This is a genomic window from Colwellia sp. (genome assembly GCF_013214175.1).
Lineage (GTDB): Bacteria > Pseudomonadota > Gammaproteobacteria > Enterobacterales > Alteromonadaceae > Colwellia.
The window spans coordinates 1-20242 of the sequence record NZ_JABSPA010000009.1; the positions used below are offsets into that span (position 1 = coordinate 1).

Sequence of the window (20242 nt, forward strand, 5' to 3'; positions counted from 1 at the left end):
CTTGAACTAATTGAACTGACAGGGCGTTGTCTTCGTGAAGATAAAGCAGGTTACATTGAAGAAAATCAACCAACCTTACTAACTCGGCTTAATATAAGCCCTGAAAACTGGCTGACACTAAGCAAAGGTTTTAGAAAACTCTTTCATGGCGCGGTGGGACATAGCGATGTATTGACTGATTATTGTGAACACAAAGGGTTAAAGCGACGAACCAATGTAACTTGTTGTAATAAATTATTTGCGTAACGATTCAGCACCAATCACCTCTTATTTAATAACACCACATCAAGCCTGATATTTTTTGTCATGTCTAAAAAATAGCATTTCTGCTATTTATTTGAAAATTTGGTAAACACTGTACGAACTCAGGTTTTATTCGCAACAATTGAGCTTATTTTGAGTGGTTATTTTGCTTATGTTATTGTTTTGTTTTAGGGGGGTATAAGCGAGTGTCCTAGTTAACTTCACTAGATAACTTAGATAACTTCATTGGCTTATTCATGGGCCTTGCCGGTATCTTGACCATTTATCCTGCTGAGGTATTAACAGAAATATTTGGCTTAGGTCAGATTGTCTGGTTTGTTTGGTTAGGCAAAATCATGTTGGTTAAGCAAGAAAACCATGAAAGCCCTCTACCGTAAAATACGTAGGGTATCTTCTTAGGCTTTATGTAGTGGCATACTGCATTTAGCCACCTAATTGGAGGTGTTTCATACACCTCCTCAAATTTTAGATGGCTATTACTTTAATCCTTTATAGAACAAGTTTACGCTGTTCCGCTAATCCCATTGCCAGTATAAAGGGGTCATGTTTTTGCAATGCAATAAAGTCACTTTTATTGTGCATATCTAACCAACTTTGCTGAATGAGACTTTGAGCAACAGCTCCGCCTAAAGTGGCCCCAGGACCTAATATAATAAGTTTATCAGGGGCGTACTCTTTAATCGCAACTTCGATGGCCTTAGTAAAATTATAAGGAGCCACCACCTGCTTGCCTAACGTATAATCATACAAGCCTTTTACATCACAACTATACGGTTGCCAAATCTGTCCTAAACCATCGACAAGGGGAATTTTAGGTGAATTAAATAAGTCTGGAGCCAACAGTTTTTGAGCTTTTAACGATACGTCTGTTAAAAGAGGAGTATGAAACGCCGCATGATTAAACAAGTTCATCGGGTATCTATCTTGCACTATAGGTAACTGCTGCTCTAAAGCTTTTAAGCCAGTTTTATTTCCGCCAAAAACAAGGTAACCGCCCAATTTTATCGAGATATAGACTTCACAACCGTCGAGTTTATTCACTTCTAATAGTGCATGTGCAGTGAGATCAATAGCTTGTTGATCTAGGTTCCAATTCTCATCGATTATGGGGTAAAGCATTTGTCCGCCAATTACCCCGTCAGTCATCATTGAGCCCATGGTATTAATTAACTCAATAGCCGCTTGAGAATCTAAAGCACCAGCGACCGCTAAGGCTATATACCAGCCCATTGAATTCCCGGTAACAGCAACGATGTCGTATTCTTCACGGTTAATAGACTGAAAATCAGCCATGGCACACGCATATATTAAGGCTGAGGCATTTTCACCCGCAGTATGCTTACGCATATTGTATTTTTCCATGGTATCCAGTTCATGAATACTGATTTGCCCCTGTTTTTCGCGGTATGCATCAATCTGACTTACCAGTTCAATTTTGTCTGGGTGTAACCGTTGTAAATACCCTAACTCTTCTTTGTTATATGTACCACGACCAGGGCAAATAACTACCGCTCTTTTTTTTGATTTTACTTGGCTCATTATGTACTCCCGACTTTAGCTAATACTAGCGCTGGTTTATGTGCTGGTTTATCTGCTACTAACGCCAGTACTTCATCGACAATTTGCTGAGTCGATGGCAATACATGATAAGCTGCACCACCTAAAGGAATAAAACTATCCTGTGCGGTAATACGGCTTATTTTCAGCGTTTGATTAGCTGTTTTAGATTCGGCTAATAAGGTAAATAAAGCTTCACTAATTGAACCTGTTTGACGACATTCATCGACAATAAGTACATTTTCGCATAAGTTAGCTTGCTCTATAATGCCTTGTTCATCCAGAGGTGCTAACCAACGCAAGTCAATAATTCGACAGAAAACCCCTTGTTCTTGCAATATTTTTTCAGCCTTACGAGAAAGATAATAGCCATTACCATAAGAAATAATGCAGACCTCTTCTCCTTGTCCAAAAACACTAATTTTTTGATTTGTTTCAGATGTTTGAGACTGATCTGGTAAAACATATTCTGAAGTCCAAAGACCATCCTCTGCTTGGTGTAAATCTTTGGTCATGTAAAGCGCTATTGGCTCTAAAAACACCACTAATCGTTGCTGCTCACGCGCTAATTTGATGCTGGTACGCATCATTTCAACGGCATCAGCACCATTAGACGGACACGCGAGAATGAGACCTGGGATATCACGAAAAACAGCAAAAGAATTATCATTATGAAAATGTCCACCAAAGCCTTTTTGATAAGCTAAACCGGCAATGCGAATAACCATAGGATTGGTAAATTGGCCATTAGAGAAGAAGGGCAATGTCGCGGCTTCACCACGAATTTGATCTTCGGCATTATGTACATACGCTAAAAATTGAATTTCTGGTACAGGTAAAAAGCCGTTATGCGCCATGCCAATCGCTAACCCCAATATAGATTGTTCATCTAATAAGGTATTAATCACCCGATTTTTACCAAAGCGTTCACACAGCTTAGCGGTAACATTATAGACACCACCCTTTTTCGCGATATCTTCGCCACACATAACCATGTTTTTATTTTCAGCCATTAAATCGAGTAATGCCCAATTCAGTAACTTAGCTAAATGTTGCTTCTTGTTGATATTATGTTTTTCGTGGCTAAATAATTGTGCGCGTTGCGAGTCAGTTATCAACTGACGGTGAATCTCGCTTTGTTTGCGATCTAATGCTGGCGGAACAATGCACTGTTTAACTTGCTCAGCAGTTTCTAATTTAGCTTTACTGGCCGCGACTTGAGCTACCAAAGCTATCCTTGCCTCAATATTCTCATAAATGCTAATGATCTCTTCTTTATCTAAAATATTGTTTTCAAGCAAAATTCTGGCGCTATGTAATAACGGATCTTGAAATTCCGTTGCTTCAATATCGCTTACTTTGCGATAGACAAACTCGGCATCAGAACCGGCATGCCCTAATATGCGCACCGTTCTCATATGCAAAAAGACCGGTTTACCTTGATTACGTGCTAATTTTTCTGCTTGTTTAGCTTTTTGATAAGTATCTAGTAGATTTAAGCCATCACAATAAAGGTAATTTAACCCTGCTCTGTTTTGATAGTTTGCTGCTATCCAGCCTTCTGGTGTCGCCGTAGATATGCCTATGCCGTTATCTTCGCAAATATAAATAATGGGCATAGGAATTGATTGGTAAGCAGCCCAAGCCGTGCTGTTAAGCGCACCTTGAGTAGTAGAATGATTAGATGAAGCATCGCCAAAATTACAAATAATAATGCCATCCTCGGGAATTTTTCCTTCAAATGCTAACCTTTTAGCCAAAGGTACACTATAAGCCGCCCCCATCGCTTTAGGTAAATGTGAGGCTATGGTACTGGTTTGCGGAGGAATGGATAATGATTTGCTACCCAGCACCTTATGTCGGCCACCAGACGTTGGATCATCTTTTGAAGCAGCAAACGACAATAACATATCGTAAATAGGGGTTTGTCCGGGAACTTGCTTGCTACGTTGAATAACAAAAGCGCCACTACGATAATGTAAAAAGGCCATATCAGTAGGTTTGAAGGCTTTAGCATAAGCTGCATTTCCTTCATGCCCTGAGCTACCAATGGTATAAAAGCTCTGTCCCTTTTTTTGCATTATTCTAGATTGTAAATCCAGATGACGACTCATGACTTGAGTTTCAAACAGATCGACAACCTCATGAGCAGATAAACCCACATCAGCAGGCGTTAAGGTTATATTAGACGTGGGAAGGTTTTCACTACGGACAAAATTTACAAAATTATCTCTTACCAATTGATTACGATTAGACATTCTAACTCCACAAAAAAGCTAAGCAAAACTCAGCGGATGAGTAAACATCCGCTAGCGTAATGAACAAATTAATTTATCAATAATCGAGGTTAAAAGAACGCTTGAATACCTGTTTGAGCTCGACCTAATATTAAGGCATGCACATCATGGGTACCTTCATAAGTATTAACTGCCTCAAGGTTCATTACATGGCGAATCACATGGAATTCATCACTGATACCATTGCCGCCGTGCATATCACGCGCCATACGAGCAATATCGAGTGCTTTACCACAGGAATTACGTTTAACTAAAGATATTGCTTCTGGGGCTAAATTACCCGCGTCCATTAATCGACCTACTTGTAAACAAGCAAGTAAACCTGTGGTTATTTCAGTTTGCATATCGGCCAATTTTTTCTGAATTAACTGAGTGCCAGCAAGCGGTTTACCAAATTGTTCACGATCTAGTGTGTATTGACGTGCAGCGTGCCAACAAAATTCTGCCGCGCCTAAAGCTCCCCATGAAATCCCATAACGAGCCTTGTTTAAACAACCAAATGGCCCAGATAAACCTTTGGCGTTTGGTAGCATGTTTTCACTCGGTACAAAGACATTATCCATAACAATTTCACCGGTAATAGAAGCGCGTAGTGAGAATTTTCCTTCGATTTTAGGAGCGCTAAGACCTTCCATGCCTTTATCTAAAATAAAACCACGAATAACACCGTCTAATTTACCCCAAACAATAAAAACATCCGCAATAGGGGAATTGGTGATCCACATTTTAGTGCCATTTAAACGATAGCCACCTTCGACGACCTCGGCGCGGGTTAACATACTGGCAGGATCAGAGCCTGAATTAGGCTCGGTTAAGCCAAAACAACCAATGTATTCACCGGTTGCTAATTTAGGTAAATATTTCATGCGTTGCTCTTCACTACCATAGGCATAAATGGGATGCATAACTAAAGAAGACTGCACACTCATAGCGCTACGATAGCCACTGTCGACACGCTCTACTTCACGAGCTACTAAGCCGTAAACAACATAGTTAACGCCGGCACATCCGTATTTTTCAGGCAAGGTTGCACCTAATAACCCGATAGCACCAAGCTCTTTCATGATTTCTACATCGAATATTTCATGGCGATTCGCTTCCAAAATTCGAGGCATTAATTTTTCTTGGCAGTATTGGTGAGCACTATCTCTGATCATTCGCTCCTCTTCACTTAATAAAGAATCGAGTAATAATGGATCTTGCCAGTTAAAGACGGGTTTACTGCGAGTATCTGTAGACATGAAAAAGTACCTTAATTGCTGAAAGAATGATTGCTTGTTTTTGATAGTAAATAAAAATAAGCCAAAGTTAAAATATATCTTTCCTTTGTCTGGTATAGTTTATTCTTATAGCTAGTTGATTAAAGGTTAACCATGGACATTCGTAGTCTTAAATATTTTATTGCGGTATATCAAGAACAAAGCTTCAGCGGGGCCGCTAAAAAATGTTTTGTCGCTCAACCTTCTATTTCAACTGCTATTGCTCACTTGGAAGAGACACTAACGACGAGTTTGTTTATTCGACATGCTCGCGGTGTCAAACCAACCAGTACAGGTGATCGGCTTTTTCCTTTAGCTAAGCAACTCATTGGTCAAGCAGACGCTATCCAAAATTTATTTAAGGACAACAGCCTCAAACAGCCTTTTTATTTAGGTGTTACTAAAGGTTTGGGGGTGGCAAGAATGAGTGCTCTGTTAAAAGACTTTACCGCTTCACAAGAGTTGATGGAATTAACGTTAGTCTCTCCAAACCAAACCTGTGATGCTCGTATCATCATTAAAGAAGAGTTGCATGAAAGTGAGCAATTTATCTTGTTGTGGCAAGAAGATTATTTACTGGCTTTACCTTATAACCATGTATTGTCTCTGCAAGATAGCATTCGCCTAGCCGATTTTGATGAGTTGCCCTTTATCCAACGCATACCTTGTACAGCATGGAGTAGCTTAAACGATACCCTTACCTTGGCCGGTTTTAGTGTCGACATTCGCGCTAAAATACAAACCATCGATTATGCTCTCGGGCTAGTGCAAGCAGGGCTTGGTTGTGCATTAGTGCCAGCCCATTCAGAAGTGCTCAGTAAATCAGAAGTGGTATATCGTCCTATTGAAGGTTTACGATTAATGCGGGAGATCGTCTTTGCTTTTCAACAAAGCACCGGAGTCACTGAGCAATTAAAGCAGTTAGTGATTAAACATAGGCAATAATAGTGACACTAACTTAATTGAAAAAATCAGTTTTTTATCACTCACTTCTTCGGATAATAACGCCTTGGCTAGCTCGGCTATGACTCGAAATCTCGTCATCCCCGTGGTTTCTTAGTCGGGGATCCAGTGTCAAAATGTCATGTGGATTCCCGATCAGTTACCTCGGGAATGACGAATTAACTTAGCGGTGCCAACAGCGACCCTAAAATATCATCGGTTAAACTCAGTTTTTTATCACTCACTTCTTCTGATAACAATAACCTTGCATACTTGGCAATATTGAAGATAAAAAACAACTCAACTTATAAGTCATTGCCATTTCTGTTGCCATGTTGTTATGTCATAGCCCATTGACGTAATAAATTAGCATGTGTTTTGGTGATACGATCAAAGGCATCGGTTTTACCCTGGTGTTCCATAATATCTTTACGGGCAGTGTCTAAATCAAATAACATTTCACGTTGTGACGCTTGCGGAATATGGCTTTCAATCCAAGTTAGGGCAACCTTTCTTGAGCCTGACGTTACTGGGTTTACCCGATGTAATGTGGTGCTAGGATAGATAATGGCATCGCCCGCGTTTAGCTTAAAGGCCATTTCCATACCCGATAAGTTCATCACAAGTTCACCGCCTTCATAATCTTCAGGTGGTGTTAAAAAAACAGTGCATGAAATATCGGTACGTAGCACAGTATCATTTGCCATTAGCGCATCATCAATATGATTTCCGTAACCGCCACCTAACGTTGATTCACTAATGATGAATGGCATCATAGACTTGGCGTAAGTAGCCCCTGAAAACAATGGATGCTGCGTTAAGGCGCCTTGCATGCCTTGTTGAATTTGCTCATTTAATTCTGGCTCGCCTTGCCATTGCCGATTTGTTTTTACTGCTTTGGCATGCCAGCCAGCGGTACTTTTTCCATCAATAAAATTGCCATGCTCAACCAATTGAATAATAGACGATATTTGCTGCGCAGAAAGCACTTGAGGTAGTTTTGTGATCATGATTTTTATGAACTCTCCCTTAAAACAGTGACTGTTATAAGGGAGAGAATTTACCTAATATTGTGTTAAGTGATCGTTAGTAATGATAAAGAGCAGTGATAACTAGAAATGATAGTTAAGAGATACATTGACTGTTCGCGGTGTATTAGGTTGCACTGTAACCCAGTTAGCACCAGCTTCCACTCTGTTTTTATCAAAGACATTATTAATTACCAAGCCAACATCCCAATCGTCGGTTTTGTAATAGGCACCAATATCAGCTTCTAGGTAAGCTTCCATTTTATAATCATTGTCGCTACGCTCAGATTCATAACGTAAACCTAAAGAAAAACTGATATTTTCATCAAGCAAGTAGTTGTTCCACAAAGATAATGCATGTTTTGGTGTGTTGTTTGCTTGCACCCCTTTATCGTCACCTATGGTGTCATGTGCTTCAGTAAAGGCATAACTTACACTGCTATTGAATTTTGGCGTAAAGTACATTGCTGCATCTACTTCAACACCTTTTGATTCAAAGCTTTTACCTGAAAGTTGCGTTAATATCCAGCCATCTTCGCCTCTTTCCCATTTGGTACTGTTAGTACGGTCTAAGGCGAATAGTGTTAAGGCAGCGGTTAAATTATTGTTGAAAAAGTCGCCTTTAATACCTAGCTCGTAGTTATTGCCTTCAATCGGTTTGTAGTCTGTTTTTCCTTGACCGTATTCAACAATATAACGACCTTTAATCGGTTCATAGGCGCGGCTATAAGTCGCAAATACATTAATATCGTCATTAATTTTTTGTACGAGGCCTAAATCCCAAAGCGTTTCGTCAAAGCTTGTTGCAATGGTTTCACCTTTACTTAACTCTTCTTGATCTTGTTTAACATAAGCAAGTCCGACAGCTACTGTGGTATTACCTAAACTAATACGGTCTTTTAGGTAAATATTAGTATCAGTTTGAGTACGAGCTTTGTATGGCTGATCGACTAAACCATCAGGGACAGGACCCGTCATTTGCTTGTCTGGATTTGACGCCGAAATCGGGTTTTTGCCAACAGCATCTTCGCTACTTTGAAAAGCACGAGCAAAGTTAATATCCATATCGCGATAGTTATAACCAGCAAGTAGGTGATGTTTAATGCTACCTGTTTCGACTTTTCCTTCAACGGTAATATCAAATAAGTTATAGCTATCATCACCCGCGGAGTATACCCATTTACGGTTTACTTCATCTTTACCGACTTCATTTTCTAATGCCGATGAATCAGAAATGTATAAATCTAATGCGTTAGACGTGGTTTCGTTATGGCGTAGGTTTGCGGCAAGTTTCCAATCATCAGTTAACTGATGTTTGATAAGTAGACTAGTGCTGGTTGATTTATTTTCACCTAGGTCTATCGGGCTACCGTAATACTTACCACGATTAATGGGTTTGCCATACGTGGTAATTTCACCGGTTGCAAAGTTTGACTCAAATACACCATCAGCATAACCACTACCACCAGTGCGTTTACGGTCGGTTCTTTCAAAACGCGGTAATATAGTGGTGTTTTCACCAATGTCGAGGCTTAAGGCAGCATCGAGTAACAATTCTTCAATTTCTCGGCCGTCTTGAAAATGATCACCTGAAGGCGTGTATTGCGCTAAAACACGATAAAGCACGCTTTCATCTGTTATTGGGCCGGTGCTGTCTAAGTTAAAGCTGGTATTGTTGCGTTTAAAGTTGCCAGTATCGCTTGATACGTAACTACGATTATTAAGTCCTATGGTTGTTCTAGCCGTTGCTTGAGGTTTTTTACTGGTAATATTAATTAAACCACCAGCAACACCAGCACCGTAAAGAATCGCTTCTGGGCCACGAAGGAAGGTAGTGTTTTCTGCATTGAATGTGCTTGGTAATTTAGAGCCAGTGCCACCTTCACCACCTTGTAAAGAACGTAAACCATCAACCATTACATTGTCTATGCTTGTTGAAAAACCACGAGCAATATAAGTACGATCCGCAGGACCATTTGCTCTAAAACCAGCGACATAATTAAACGCTTCTCTGATATCTTGTATTGCACGAATTTTCAAGTCATTGGCATCAAGTTGCATCATAGAGCGGCCGGTATCTTTGATGGATACATCCATTTTTGTTGCCGCAGTGGCTGGTTTGTCAATATCACTCATTGGTCGGCCTGCAACTGCAATGTGTTCTATTGTTTCTGAGTCATAGGCATTATCAATATTGACTTCTTGCGCTGAAGCATGGCTGACAAGTGAGGAGATAAGTACTGTGCCTAAAGACACTTTTTTCATGCTTAGTAAGTTGTGTTTTGTCATTTTGTTTCGTTATGTTAAAAGGTGTAACTGCAAAAAGGATGCGCATACTAATGGTAATCATTATCACTTACAAGTGTTTTTTGTTAATTTAAATCAATAAAGTGATGATACCCAGAGATCGATTTATTTTTGCTCATAGTAAGCGGTAATAGGTTATAGGTAAGCGACAAGGGAGGAGAGGTGTAACTAGGCTGACGAGGTAGTATGGCTTTTCTGGGATTTAGTTCTGATAACTCTTCAGTAGTTGATTTATATAAAGCCTTGCTGATGCAGCGTGGATGATTAAAATAAATGCAGCTGTTGAGGGAGTGGTGAGTATTTTAATTGCTTACCGCTACGGGTGAAAGATTCTATTTCCTTTTGCAATACATCCCCAATACCCTAACTATTGAATATTAACTTTATAATCTTTAATTAGATATCGTTCGCGGATAAGTAATCCAACCCAAATACCAACCAGCATAGAGCTAACTGCGACAAAGCCCGCAGGCGAAAAGGCCGGTAATGCTAATAACAGCTGTGAATCGTTACCGCCCATTGCCAATGAAGCACCTAAGCCCATAAATACTCCTGCAACAAGATGTAAAGTGTTTTGCTTAACATTAGGCAACGCTAACTTAAATCGATTAGTACGCCAAGCCGCTATGGCCATTCCTGTTATCAGAGAAGCAAATATAGCGTAGCGTGAAGTACTAGGCAAAGATTTACCTTCTACATCTAATAAGGCGCCACTTAAGTCATTAAGTAAGCCACTTGGTGGCCAGCTAGGCTCTATTAAAAATAGAAAGCAGGCTATACATTAGCGCTAATTATTTTTTAAAATATGGATGCCCATAACTATGGTTTTAACTTTGATTTATATGGGAATTATTTCAAGTTTTATTGACAAAGAACAACAAGTAGTAGATTGTCTTCGTGTCAGAATGGAAGTAATAGAATAATAAAAATACCTACGCGAAAGGATCACGCGCTTGCCAGCCAAATTTTATAATGAAAATGCCACTGAATTAGCCCAGCAATACCTATCAACGTCATTTGATAAGGTACATCAAAGCTGGCATCAACTATTGCCTGCCATTATAGAAAACCCCAATGCCCGTATTTTAGATATTGGTGCCGGATCAGGGCGTGATGCCAAATATATTGCCCAATCAGCAGCTAACTCCCACGGTGACAAAAACAATACTCAGGTTATTGCGGTTGAGCCAGCCAACTTACTAGCAGAGCTTGGCGCACGTCAAACCACTGGGCTTAAGGTGAAATGGCTTACAGATTCATTACCCGCGTTAAGCACTATTACCAAGCAAGAAGTTAGCTTTGACTTAATCCTACTAAGCGCCGTGTGGATGCATATTCCGCTAAGTGACCGCGCACCTTCAATGCGTAAATTGGCTAACCTACTTAAACCGGGCGGCAAACTGGTTATTTCACTGCGTTATTCATCGTGTAGTGAACAAGCAGAGCAAGAGCGCAAAGAGCGTAAAATGCATGCCGTTTGTGCAGATGAATTAAAACGCTTAGCCACCGATGTAGGCTTATTCACCAAGTTAGAAACGCCAAAAGAAGACGATAAGCTCGGTAGAACTCACGTTTCGTGGCAAACCCTAGTATTACAAATGCCAGACGATGGCACAGGCGCTTTTCCATTCATTCGCCATGTCGCAATTAATGACGGTAAATCTGCCACACACAAACTTGCCTTGTTAAGAGTTTTACTGCGCATTGCTGACGGACACCCTGGTGCAGTACTAAGGCGAGAATCAGGCATAGGTGGCGACAGAGTTATTTTACCGGTTGGTTTAGTCGCACTTTATTGGTGTCACCAATACAAAGACTTAATAGATACTCACCAGTTATTTCAAACACCCAATAAAAACCCCAATATGGGTTTTATGAAAGCTAATGGCTGGCATAAGTTAACGCACTTAACCGCTGCCGATTACCGTATTGGTAATTTGTTTACTGGCGATGATGCTGTAGCGCTACATAAAACACTTTCTGCGGCCGTTCAAAATATTAGAGATTTACCGTGTAGATATATAACCTTCCCTAATAGAGAGTCTAATAGCGATAAAACTGTTTTTGAAGTCGACAGTAAAACCGTAAAAGCCAAAGACAGTATCTTCCTTGATTTACAAACACTAGAACAGTGGGGCGAGTTTTCATTACCAGAATCTACATGGCTAGCGTTTAATCGTTACCCATGCTGGATTGAACCTGTATTAGTTAGCGAGTGGGTAAAAGCCATGGCCAGTTATGCAGGTAATAGCCAATATAAATCACTTGAAAATCAATATAAATTGCATCAAGCGTTAAATTGGGAAGAGCCTAAACGAACAACGGTTGAGGTGCGTAAACGTTTTGAACAGCTTAGGCAGGATTTCTCGAAACACTTATCTAATAAAGTGCCAAAGCAAGAACACATGCGATGTGTATGGTCGGCCAAACCATTAACACAAAAATATGACATTGATCACAGCCTACCTTTTGCCCGTTGGCCTAATAATGATTTATGGAATTTACTGCCAACCGATAGCACAGTTAACAATCAAAAAAGCGATAGATTGCCAACAGAGCAGAAACTAAAACAGGCAAAAGAAAGAATTCAACACTGGTGGCAAGTCGCTTGGCTTGATGATGTGTCCTCAGCCGTAGAGCCATCAGCTTCACTAGCAAACAACTATAAACGCTTTTTCGCTGAGGCTAACATTGCCCTGCCGGGGTTAAATTCGGACAACTCGTCAGTTGATGATTTGTTTGAGGCATTGGTGATGCAAAGAGGGCGATTGAAAGAAATGCAGCAATTGCGAGAATGGTGATCGCATATTGTTACATTATGTTCACTTACTAATACAGGGAAAAATCACGTGAAAGGTATGATAACAGTTCATGTCATAGAGAGGGTTATATGGAAATAGAAATTGTAGATTTTATCGTTAAAGTAGCAGCTTGTGTTTGTGGTAAAGATGGTATTATTTCACAGGCTGAAGAAAAGGCTATGCTAAATTTGATTATATTAGAGTATCCCAATTACCCATTAGAAAGGTTCAATCAAGCCTTAGATGAATTTTTTGATGAAACTTTACAGATTGAAGATTACTTACATAAACTTGCTCGATCTGGTTTAAATCCATTTATCATCAATATATGTGAATTAAGCGCAAGTGCTGATGGTTTAGATATCAAAGAAAATATAGCTCTTCATAAAGTCAAACTAATCCTTGGCAGTGAAATATGAGCCATTTCGCCGATGCATCACCAGACCCTAAATCCCATATCAAAACTTTAATGAGAATCGGTTATACGATGCCCTCTGCTGTTTCTGATATTTTAGATAATTCAATAACAGCTAATGCAAAAAATATTGAAATTCACTCTTTACCTGGCTTTAAAGAGCCGAATATATCTATTCTAGATGATGGTGACGGGATGTCCCCTGAAGAGTTAATTCAAAATATGAAGATAGGCTGTAAAGACCCAAGTGATGACAGAGAGAGAGGTGATTTAGGGCGATTTGGTTCAGGTCTGAAAACAGCTAGTTTCTCTCAAGCTAGAAAGCTTACGGTTATTTCAAAAAAAGAAGGCGAACCTCTCTGTGCGGCAGTTTGGGATATTGACCGTATTGAAAGTGAAAATGCATGGTGTTTAGAAATTCTCGATGAAAATGAAGTCAAAGCACATCCATTACTACTTCTTGGTAGTAAAAAAGAGTCCGGAACTCAAGTCATTTGGGAAAAATTGAGTTGTCTTAATAAGACAAATCACTCTTTAGATGATGAAACAATAATGGCTTCTAACCTTAGTGAGTTGGGTAATTATATTTCGTTGCATTTCCATAAATTTATGGATGGTAAAAATAAAAGAAATTTTTCTATTAATAATGCTCAACTTCAAAGTATTGACCCATTCATGACTAGATCACCAGGATATCAAGAAGGGCGATCAGAAAAGTTAAGGTGTAAAGGAGGGTATATTGAAATCAATACGCATGTATTACCTCATTTTAAGAGAATGGAGACTATCCCACTCGAAAGATTAGGCGGTGCAAACGGTATTGTTCAAAACCAAGGACTTTATATATATAGAGAAAATAGATTAATTAATGCTGGGGGATGGCTAGGTTTGGCTAAAACTAGTCAATTGGGAGCATTAGCTAGAGTTGAAGTTAACGTACCATCTTCTCTAGACCAAGAGTGGGCAACCGATGTTAAAAAGTCGAGTTTACAACTACCGCCAAGAATCAAAAAAGAACTGCGAAAGTTTCTTGCAGATCCAATAAAAAGATCTAAACGGGTGTATACGTATCGTGGAAAGCAAGATAAGGCTAATAAATATTGGAATATACAAGAGAATGAAAATGACAAAACTATTAGTTATCAGATATCAGCAGAAAATGATTTTTTAATAGACATTTTTAGAGTAATACCGAAAGAACAAAAATCTCAATTAATTAAGTATTTAGGGCAGTTAGCTGAAAACTTACCGTTAAATCATATTTATGAAAAAATGTCTGAATCCCCAAGAGATATAGATCAAGAAAGTGTAACTGACGCTTTATTAGAAGCAATCATGAGTAGAGTTTTTGAGGAAGAAATAAATGAATAGATCTTTTTTTAATAAATTAATTGCGCAGGCCTCTTCAAAATTAAAAATGATGGAAGAGCTAGGTGTACCCATTACGCCTTCATATATTGATGTAAAAGTTAATGAAATAATTAGTGAGTTTAGAAGTGTTCCAAGTTTTGAATGTACGAAAGAAGATCTAAAGCTACTCAAATTTAATCTAGAAAGTATGTTTAATATCAAAGTTGGGGAAGGGGCTATTAAACTTCCTAACCCAGATTTACCTCTTTGGTTTCATAATAAAAAATCAAAAATCGATTGGTCCCATTGGGAAGCCTATAAAGATATGTTGTTATCTCAGGCAAGATCTATAGATGTTATTAATGAAAATGAAAAGGTTATTGATTCTATATTAGATTATTCAGGCGACCCTACTACACCAGGAACATGGTCTAGGAAAGGCCTTGTGATGGGAAATGTTCAATCAGGAAAAACTCAAAACTTTCTTGGACTGATTAACAAAGCAATAGATTGTGGTTATAAAACGATCATAGTATTAGGTGGTCACCTAAATGATTTGAGAAAGCAAACTCAAGAAAGAGTAGATGAAGGTGTTCTAGGAAGAGAGTCTAAGCACCTAATCTTAAAAAATAAAGCCGTTGCTGAGCCTATTGGAGTTGGTATTTTTAATACTAATAAAATTCATACAGGGACATCAACCATGAAGGATTTTAACAAGGCTTCCGCTGAAAGCTTTGGTATAAAACTAAATGGCTCCGATCCTGTAATATTTACAATTAAAAAGCATACAAGCGTTTTAGAAGGATTATACAAATATATTAAAGATGAGCATATGCTTTCACCTGATACAGGTAAAAGGTTGGATGGTCCTCTTTTACTTATTGATGACGAAGCTGATTATGCATCTATAAATACTAAACATCAAAAAGAAGAAGTAACAAAAACTAATGACTGCATTCGTAATATATTGTCATTATTTAATAGAAATACTTATATAGGCTATACCGCTACACCATTTGCCAATATTTTCATAGATCCTGATGTCAATACATATAATGACAAAGATGATTTATTCCCTAAAGATTTTATGATAAAAATTCCTGTTCCAGATAATTATATGGGGCAAGATTTCTTTTTTGGTGATGGTAACCCTCTAGAATTAGACGAGAATGAAGATAAAAAAAGCACATATTCACCTGCTGTAATAATAAACGACTACCTTCCCGTTTTTGAATTAAAGAAAAATCAAGATGTACCTTTCTTACCTGAGAGTCTAAAAGAAGCGGTCAGATCGTTTATTCTAATTGTAGCTATCAGAAGTATTAGAGGTGAGAGTACCGCTCATAACACAATGTTGGTAAATATATCTCATCTAAAAGACCATCAAAATCAACTGGAGTTCCTTATAGAGGAATACCGAAGTGAGATTGAAGAAGCGATAAAGGTTTATTCGAAATATGGATTCGTTGTATGTAGAGATAATCAAAGAATCTTCGATCTCGAATGCACTTTCAATAAAGTATTTAATGTAGCTGAAAGCTACAGCCAAGTTTTTAGCTGTATTGAGGACGCTTTGGGTAAAATTAAAACTTGGGCGATCAATCAAAGTAACAAAAAATCAGATAATAGAGAATTAGATTACTCCCAGCATAAAGAAAATGGACTCTCTGCAATAGTTATAGGCGGGCATAAGCTTTCTAGAGGTCTCACATTAGAAGGTTTATCTATTTCTTACTTTGCCAGAAACTCAAAAGCATATGATACCTTGATGCAAATGTGTCGCTGGTTTGGGTATCGTCCTACTTATAAAGATTTATGCAGGGTCTATCTCCCTCAGGACTCCTTAGATTGGTATTCATTTATATCTTCTTCAATTAGAGAGCTTTATCAAGAGCTAGATTTAATGGCTAGAAGGGGGGATAGGCCAAGTGAGTTTGGTTTGAAGGTTAGAGAGCATCCTGGTGCGATGATAATAACAGCCAAAAATAAGATAGGTGCAGGAACATCAGAAATAATTAAGCAAGATCTTTGGGGGCAAATTCAAAGACGATTTAAATTCAAAGAAAGCAATGAAATAAATAGTAAGAATCTTGTTTATGCAGAAACATTTGTAAATAAATTAATTGATAGTGGTAAGCGTGATGAATTGCTTTCTAAAAACGAATGTGGCGAACCCATTATTTTTTCTGAGGTTGGGTACAATGACATAATTGATTTCATTAATGATATTGTTTTACCAGAAGATGATATCGGTACTCGTGCTGTAATATCGCATTTGAAAAGCATGAGAAGTAAGGGGCTTAAAGCGCCCAAAGTATGTCTTTTTAATCAAAAAGACAGCCGAAATCCTAGATGGACAGATTTACTTGAAAGCGAAGATAAAACATTTATAAATGAAAAATATGTTTTTGCCGGTCAAAAGATGACTTTGCCAAAACGTGGGATGAATTTCAAAGACGGAAATTATTATATCCCTAGTGTGCAACTAGGTAATCCCGATGATGAAAGATTTTTTCTAAAGTCACCACAGTTAGTTGTTGATTCAATGAAAAAAAAGCCAGTGAATTTTGACTACTTATGCTCTGAAGAAAGAGACTTTCCGGCATTAATTATTTATTTATTTGCTGTGGCCCATGTAACTCCATTTCCTTATAAAAAAGAAAATGACTCCAAGATCCAATTAGCACATGGTCATAATCCTACGTTAGGGTTTACTCTATCATTCCCTAGAATTGATAAATTAAAAGGTTTAAGTAGCAAAGAAATTATTGAATTAAACAAATCAACTAAACATGAATATAAAGTCAATAAAATTCAAAGCAAATTAAGAGAAATAGCAGATTATGACGATTATGACGACGAATAAGTATAGTCAGTTTTTTAATGATGATCCTTGGGATTCTCTTAATGGTCTTTGTTATCCTGAAGGGAGAAGATTGTATCTGAATGATGAACGCTTTTGGGTCTCAGTTGATGATGGCGGAAGAATAATGTTCTTTGTTCATGAGGGAGGTGAAGCTAATTTAAAAGTACTTGAGAATTTAGCTTCATTAGATATTCATTTAGATACTAGTTTTGTTGGTGATACACGTCTGTGTTGTACTTTGATTGACGTAGATGGTGATTTAAAAAATAAGTTTTCGATAGTCGCAAAAGATATTGCACATAATTGTAGTAAGTTTTCTGGGAATGAATTGTTAAGCAAGGTCCAGTTAAGAATAAAGTCCTGGGCTAATTTTTTAAAGCCAGCTAGGACGGGATTATCAAACTCTGAATATGTAGGTTTTTGGGGAGAATTATATGTTTTTTCTCAATATTTGATGAAACTTCATTCACCAAAAGATGCGGTAAGGTTTTGGCTTGGACCCGAAGGAAAGAAGCAAGATATTACATTAAACTCTACCGCTATTGAAATAAAAACAAGTATGTCAGGAGATTCTCGATCTATAAATATAAGTTCTATTGATCAACTTGAAAAGGTGACACCTTCATTATTTTTACTTCACTTAGTCGGCTCACCATCTGTTGATGGTCATGGTTTTTCACTATTAGAGTTATATGAATCGTGCATTGAACGTATTCAACACGATATGGAGACCGAAACTCTTTTTTTGAATAAGGTGACCCAATTTTATGGGAAAGCAAATAACGAACAGCTTAATAATTCAATATCAATAATTTCTGAAACTATGTTTACTGTCACAGATGATTTCCCAGCTTTAACTCGTAAAAACATACCAACTGCTATTACAAAGGTTAAATATGAAGTACTTATTTCAGAAGTAAATAAATTTGAATCTGAAAAGTCAATTGAAGAGGTAATTAAAAATGGATGATCTTTTAGAATATAAAAATGAGCTATTTAATTCTGCCAATATAGATGCAGATGCTAATGAAATATTTCCAGAAGAGAGCTTTTTTGAGTATGTCTCTGTGATGCTAGCTGAAGCCGGTATTTTAGATAATGTGGAATATTGTCCATATCGAAATACACGTAAAGGACTTAGGCTTGACGGATACAGTTGGAATGCACTTGAAAAAACCATTTGTGGGATAATAGTGAATTTTACTAATGAGCCCGATGTTCTTGATTCTCTAACGAATAAAAATATTAATGATATCAGTAGAAGAGTAACGAGGTTTTTTGAACATTCTCAAGATCTTAGTTTTATTGAAAGCCTTGAAGTGACTGATCCTGGGCATATCGCCGCTACTGATATTGCGGAGTACTTAAAGGATGCAATAAAGATAAGAGTTGTCTTATTAACAGACCAATTGTTAAGTGATGCAGTTAAGAAAATCTCTATAGATAGTATTCTTGCTAAGGATACCTCAATAGAAATTTGGGATTTAAAAAGATTAAAAGAACTTGAACAGTCGGATGCTGATTATGAAGAGTTTACTGTTGATGTAAAAGCATTAGGTGGTGGTATTAAAGCATTACCAGCCAATACATTAGCGAATGGTGTTGAAACTTATTTGGGAATAATGCCAGGGACACTTTTAAGTGCTATTTATGATGAGTACGGACAGCGATTACTTGAAAGTAACGTACGGACATTTCTTGATTTTAGGGCTTCAACGAATAAAGGTATGAGAAAAACGCTGTTAACAGAGCCGGAAAACTTTTTTGCATATAATAATGGTTTAACTATAACAGCAACTTCGATAGAAACTGAAATTGTTAATGGGCAATTGACTCTCACAAAATTGGAGAACATGCAAATCGTTAATGGCGGACAAACAACCGCAGCAATTTATTTTTCACCCAAAGATAAAGGGAAGTTAAAAGGTAAAGATAGAGACTATTTATATAGTGACATCGATTTAACTAAAGTATTTATACAAATGAAATTAACTGTTGTTGGCGAGAAAGAAGCTGCAGATGTAATAAAAGGTAATATTGCAATTTATGCTAACTCACAAAACTCCATCCAACAATCTGATTTGGTTTCCAATCATCCATTTCATTTAAATATAGAAACACGTTCTAGGAAACAACTGATGCCTGCGGGCGAAAGTGGTTTACCCTCAAAATGGTTTTATGAAAGAGCAAGAGGGCAGTTTTCTACGAAATTAAGAGCTTTATCTAAAAGGAAACAAACAAAATTCATAGCTGAATATCCTAAAAAACAGATGTTTACAAAAACTGATATGGCTAAGTATGAAAACACTTGGAGAATGAAACCATATTTGGTTAAAAAAGGTGCGCAAGCTAATTTGAAATTTTTAGGACCCATAATAATTGAGGAATTTGATAAAAATCCTGACGATTTTGGCGGTGCTTTTTATAATGATTTAGTCGCAAAAATGATTTTATTTAGAGATTCCGATTTTTCCATTCCACGTTCAGAATGGTATAAATTAGAGAAAGGATTCAAAGCTGAGATAGTAACTTATACTTTATCTCTTTTACGTTTTAATCTGATAAAAGTTAATAAGGATATTAACTTATCTAGAATCTTCCAAAATCAGGCCGTTTCAGAATCTTTATTGAGTTTTATCGTGAATTTAGCTGAGAAAGTAAGAAATAATCTTACCAATTCTAACTTCAGAGGAGGAATTGCAAATCCATCAGAATTTGCTAAATCTGAAAAAGGTTGGCTACGTTACCAAAAAATGGAAATTGACTTAGCTGGCATTGATAGACAGGATGTTTTGGATAAATCTCAAATAAATGAAGCGGATAAAGAAAGGCAGGCTGTAAATGAAACATCTAAATCAATTTCTTTTTTAGACTCTGTTATGCAAATCACCTCTAAAGAGTGGGAGCTGATTTCTGCATTTAACATTCAGACATATCCCTATACTCATATGAACGTATCTGTTCCTAATGCTTGTGTTGCTTTGATACTAAGAGGGAAGATGCCTTCTGATAAGCAATTAAAATTAGCCGTCCAGATAAGAGATAGGGCTTACGAAGAAGGCTTTGATTTTGCTTAACGGGTGACTATTTTAACGCTAAAATTATTAAATATAAAAAGTAACACTTTTTCACGATCAAAAGGTAGTGAAGTAGTGT

Annotated in this window: 14 protein-coding genes and 1 pseudogene; 9 read left to right on the forward strand and 6 right to left on the reverse strand. The window is 37.6% G+C overall.

The annotated features are described in order from the left end of the window. Together HRT55_RS17900 and HRT55_RS17905 are read left to right on the forward strand one after the other, a co-directional pair. Nucleotides 1–246 (forward strand): annotated as a pseudogene (locus HRT55_RS17900) (transposase); the annotation flags it as partial. Between the two features lie 254 nt (nucleotides 247–500). Further along, complete coding sequence (locus HRT55_RS17905; RefSeq protein ID WP_291623424.1) at nucleotides 501–641, forward strand: hypothetical protein; 141 nt, start codon at nucleotides 501–503, stop codon at nucleotides 639–641. A gap of 112 nt (nucleotides 642–753) precedes the next feature. Here HRT55_RS17905 and HRT55_RS17910 read toward each other — a convergent pair whose 3' ends face one another. From HRT55_RS17910 to HRT55_RS17920, 3 genes are all read right to left on the reverse strand, one after another. Next, entirely contained in the window at nucleotides 754–1803 is a 1050-nt protein-coding gene (locus HRT55_RS17910; protein WP_291623426.1) for an ACP S-malonyltransferase, read from the reverse strand. Beyond that, on the reverse strand, nucleotides 1803–4079 hold the full coding sequence (locus tag HRT55_RS17915) for a thiamine pyrophosphate-dependent enzyme (protein WP_291623428.1): 2277 nt from the start codon (nucleotides 4077–4079) through the stop codon (nucleotides 1803–1805). The genes HRT55_RS17910 and HRT55_RS17915 overlap by 1 nt, the downstream gene beginning before the upstream one ends. 89 nt (nucleotides 4080–4168) lie before the next feature. Next, nucleotides 4169–5359, reverse strand: coding sequence for an acyl-CoA dehydrogenase (locus HRT55_RS17920; protein WP_291623430.1), 1191 nt, complete (start codon nucleotides 5357–5359; stop codon nucleotides 4169–4171). A gap of 132 nt (nucleotides 5360–5491) precedes the next feature. On the opposite strand from HRT55_RS17920, the gene HRT55_RS17925 reads away from it, so the two are divergent. After that, entirely contained in the window at nucleotides 5492–6322 is an 831-nt protein-coding gene (locus HRT55_RS17925) for a LysR family transcriptional regulator (protein WP_291623432.1), read from the forward strand. Between the two features lie 335 nt (nucleotides 6323–6657). On the opposite strand, the gene HRT55_RS17930 is transcribed toward HRT55_RS17925, so the two are convergent. From HRT55_RS17930 to HRT55_RS17940, 3 genes are all read right to left on the reverse strand, one after another. Further along, on the reverse strand, nucleotides 6658–7329 hold the full coding sequence (locus HRT55_RS17930; RefSeq protein ID WP_291623434.1) for a Fe2+-dependent dioxygenase: 672 nt from the start codon (nucleotides 7327–7329) through the stop codon (nucleotides 6658–6660). A gap of 102 nt (nucleotides 7330–7431) precedes the next feature. Then, nucleotides 7432–9636 carry a TonB-dependent siderophore receptor gene (locus HRT55_RS17935; RefSeq protein WP_291623436.1) on the reverse strand — a complete coding sequence of 735 codons (2205 nt, stop codon included), beginning with the start codon at nucleotides 9634–9636 and terminating at the stop codon, nucleotides 7432–7434. 385 nt (nucleotides 9637–10021) lie between these two features. Further along, nucleotides 10022–10336, reverse strand: coding sequence for a YeeE/YedE thiosulfate transporter family protein (locus HRT55_RS17940; RefSeq protein ID WP_291623437.1), 315 nt, complete (start codon nucleotides 10334–10336; stop codon nucleotides 10022–10024). Nucleotides 10337–10607: 271 nt separating this feature from the next. Here HRT55_RS17940 and HRT55_RS17945 point away from each other — a divergent pair, with 271 nt between their 5' ends. The 6 genes from HRT55_RS17945 to HRT55_RS17970 all read left to right on the forward strand — a co-directional run bounded on the left by HRT55_RS17945 (nucleotide 10608) and on the right by HRT55_RS17970 (nucleotide 20163). Continuing rightward, entirely contained in the window at nucleotides 10608–12455 is a 1848-nt protein-coding gene (locus HRT55_RS17945; RefSeq protein ID WP_291623438.1) for a methyltransferase domain-containing protein, read from the forward strand. Between the two features lie 89 nt (nucleotides 12456–12544). Further along, nucleotides 12545–12874, forward strand: a complete 330-nt coding sequence (locus HRT55_RS17950) for a hypothetical protein (protein ID WP_291623440.1) — start codon at nucleotides 12545–12547, stop codon at nucleotides 12872–12874. Next, nucleotides 12871–14241, forward strand: a complete 1371-nt coding sequence (locus tag HRT55_RS17955) for an ATP-binding protein (RefSeq protein WP_291623442.1) — start codon at nucleotides 12871–12873, stop codon at nucleotides 14239–14241. Before HRT55_RS17950 ends, HRT55_RS17955 begins: the two co-directional genes overlap by 4 nt. After that, nucleotides 14234–17086 carry a Z1 domain-containing protein gene (locus HRT55_RS17960; RefSeq protein WP_291623443.1) on the forward strand — a complete coding sequence of 951 codons (2853 nt, stop codon included), beginning with the start codon at nucleotides 14234–14236 and terminating at the stop codon, nucleotides 17084–17086. The genes HRT55_RS17955 and HRT55_RS17960 overlap by 8 nt, the downstream gene beginning before the upstream one ends. Next, nucleotides 17064–18056, forward strand: coding sequence for a PD-(D/E)XK motif protein (locus HRT55_RS17965; protein WP_291623445.1), 993 nt, complete (start codon nucleotides 17064–17066; stop codon nucleotides 18054–18056). Before HRT55_RS17960 ends, HRT55_RS17965 begins: the two co-directional genes overlap by 23 nt. After that, nucleotides 18049–20163, forward strand: a complete 2115-nt coding sequence (locus tag HRT55_RS17970) for an AIPR family protein (RefSeq protein ID WP_291623447.1) — start codon at nucleotides 18049–18051, stop codon at nucleotides 20161–20163. Before HRT55_RS17965 ends, HRT55_RS17970 begins: the two co-directional genes overlap by 8 nt. Nucleotides 20164–20242: the final 79 nt, after the last annotated feature.

Bases quoted from the DNA above. Each gene is read 5' to 3' on its own strand.
- HRT55_RS17905 (WP_291623424.1), top strand. From the start codon at position 501: ATGGGCCTTGCCGGTATCTTGACCATTTATCCTGCTGAGGTATTAACA.
- HRT55_RS17910 (WP_291623426.1), bottom strand. From the start codon at position 1,803: ATGAGCCAAGTAAAATCAAAAAAAAGAGCGGTAGTTATTTGCCCTGGT.
- HRT55_RS17915 (WP_291623428.1), bottom strand. From the start codon at position 4,079: ATGTCTAATCGTAATCAATTGGTAAGAGATAATTTTGTAAATTTTGTC.
- HRT55_RS17920 (WP_291623430.1), bottom strand. From the start codon at position 5,359: ATGTCTACAGATACTCGCAGTAAACCCGTCTTTAACTGGCAAGATCCA.
- HRT55_RS17925 (WP_291623432.1), top strand. From the start codon at position 5,492: ATGGACATTCGTAGTCTTAAATATTTTATTGCGGTATATCAAGAACAA.
- HRT55_RS17930 (WP_291623434.1), bottom strand. From the start codon at position 7,329: ATGATCACAAAACTACCTCAAGTGCTTTCTGCGCAGCAAATATCGTCT.
- HRT55_RS17935 (WP_291623436.1), bottom strand. From the start codon at position 9,636: ATGACAAAACACAACTTACTAAGCATGAAAAAAGTGTCTTTAGGCACA.
- HRT55_RS17950 (WP_291623440.1), top strand. From the start codon at position 12,545: ATGGAAATAGAAATTGTAGATTTTATCGTTAAAGTAGCAGCTTGTGTT.
- HRT55_RS17955 (WP_291623442.1), top strand. From the start codon at position 12,871: ATGAGCCATTTCGCCGATGCATCACCAGACCCTAAATCCCATATCAAA.
- HRT55_RS17960 (WP_291623443.1), top strand. From the start codon at position 14,234: ATGAATAGATCTTTTTTTAATAAATTAATTGCGCAGGCCTCTTCAAAA.
- HRT55_RS17965 (WP_291623445.1), top strand. From the start codon at position 17,064: ATGACGATTATGACGACGAATAAGTATAGTCAGTTTTTTAATGATGAT.
- HRT55_RS17970 (WP_291623447.1), top strand. From the start codon at position 18,049: ATGGATGATCTTTTAGAATATAAAAATGAGCTATTTAATTCTGCCAAT.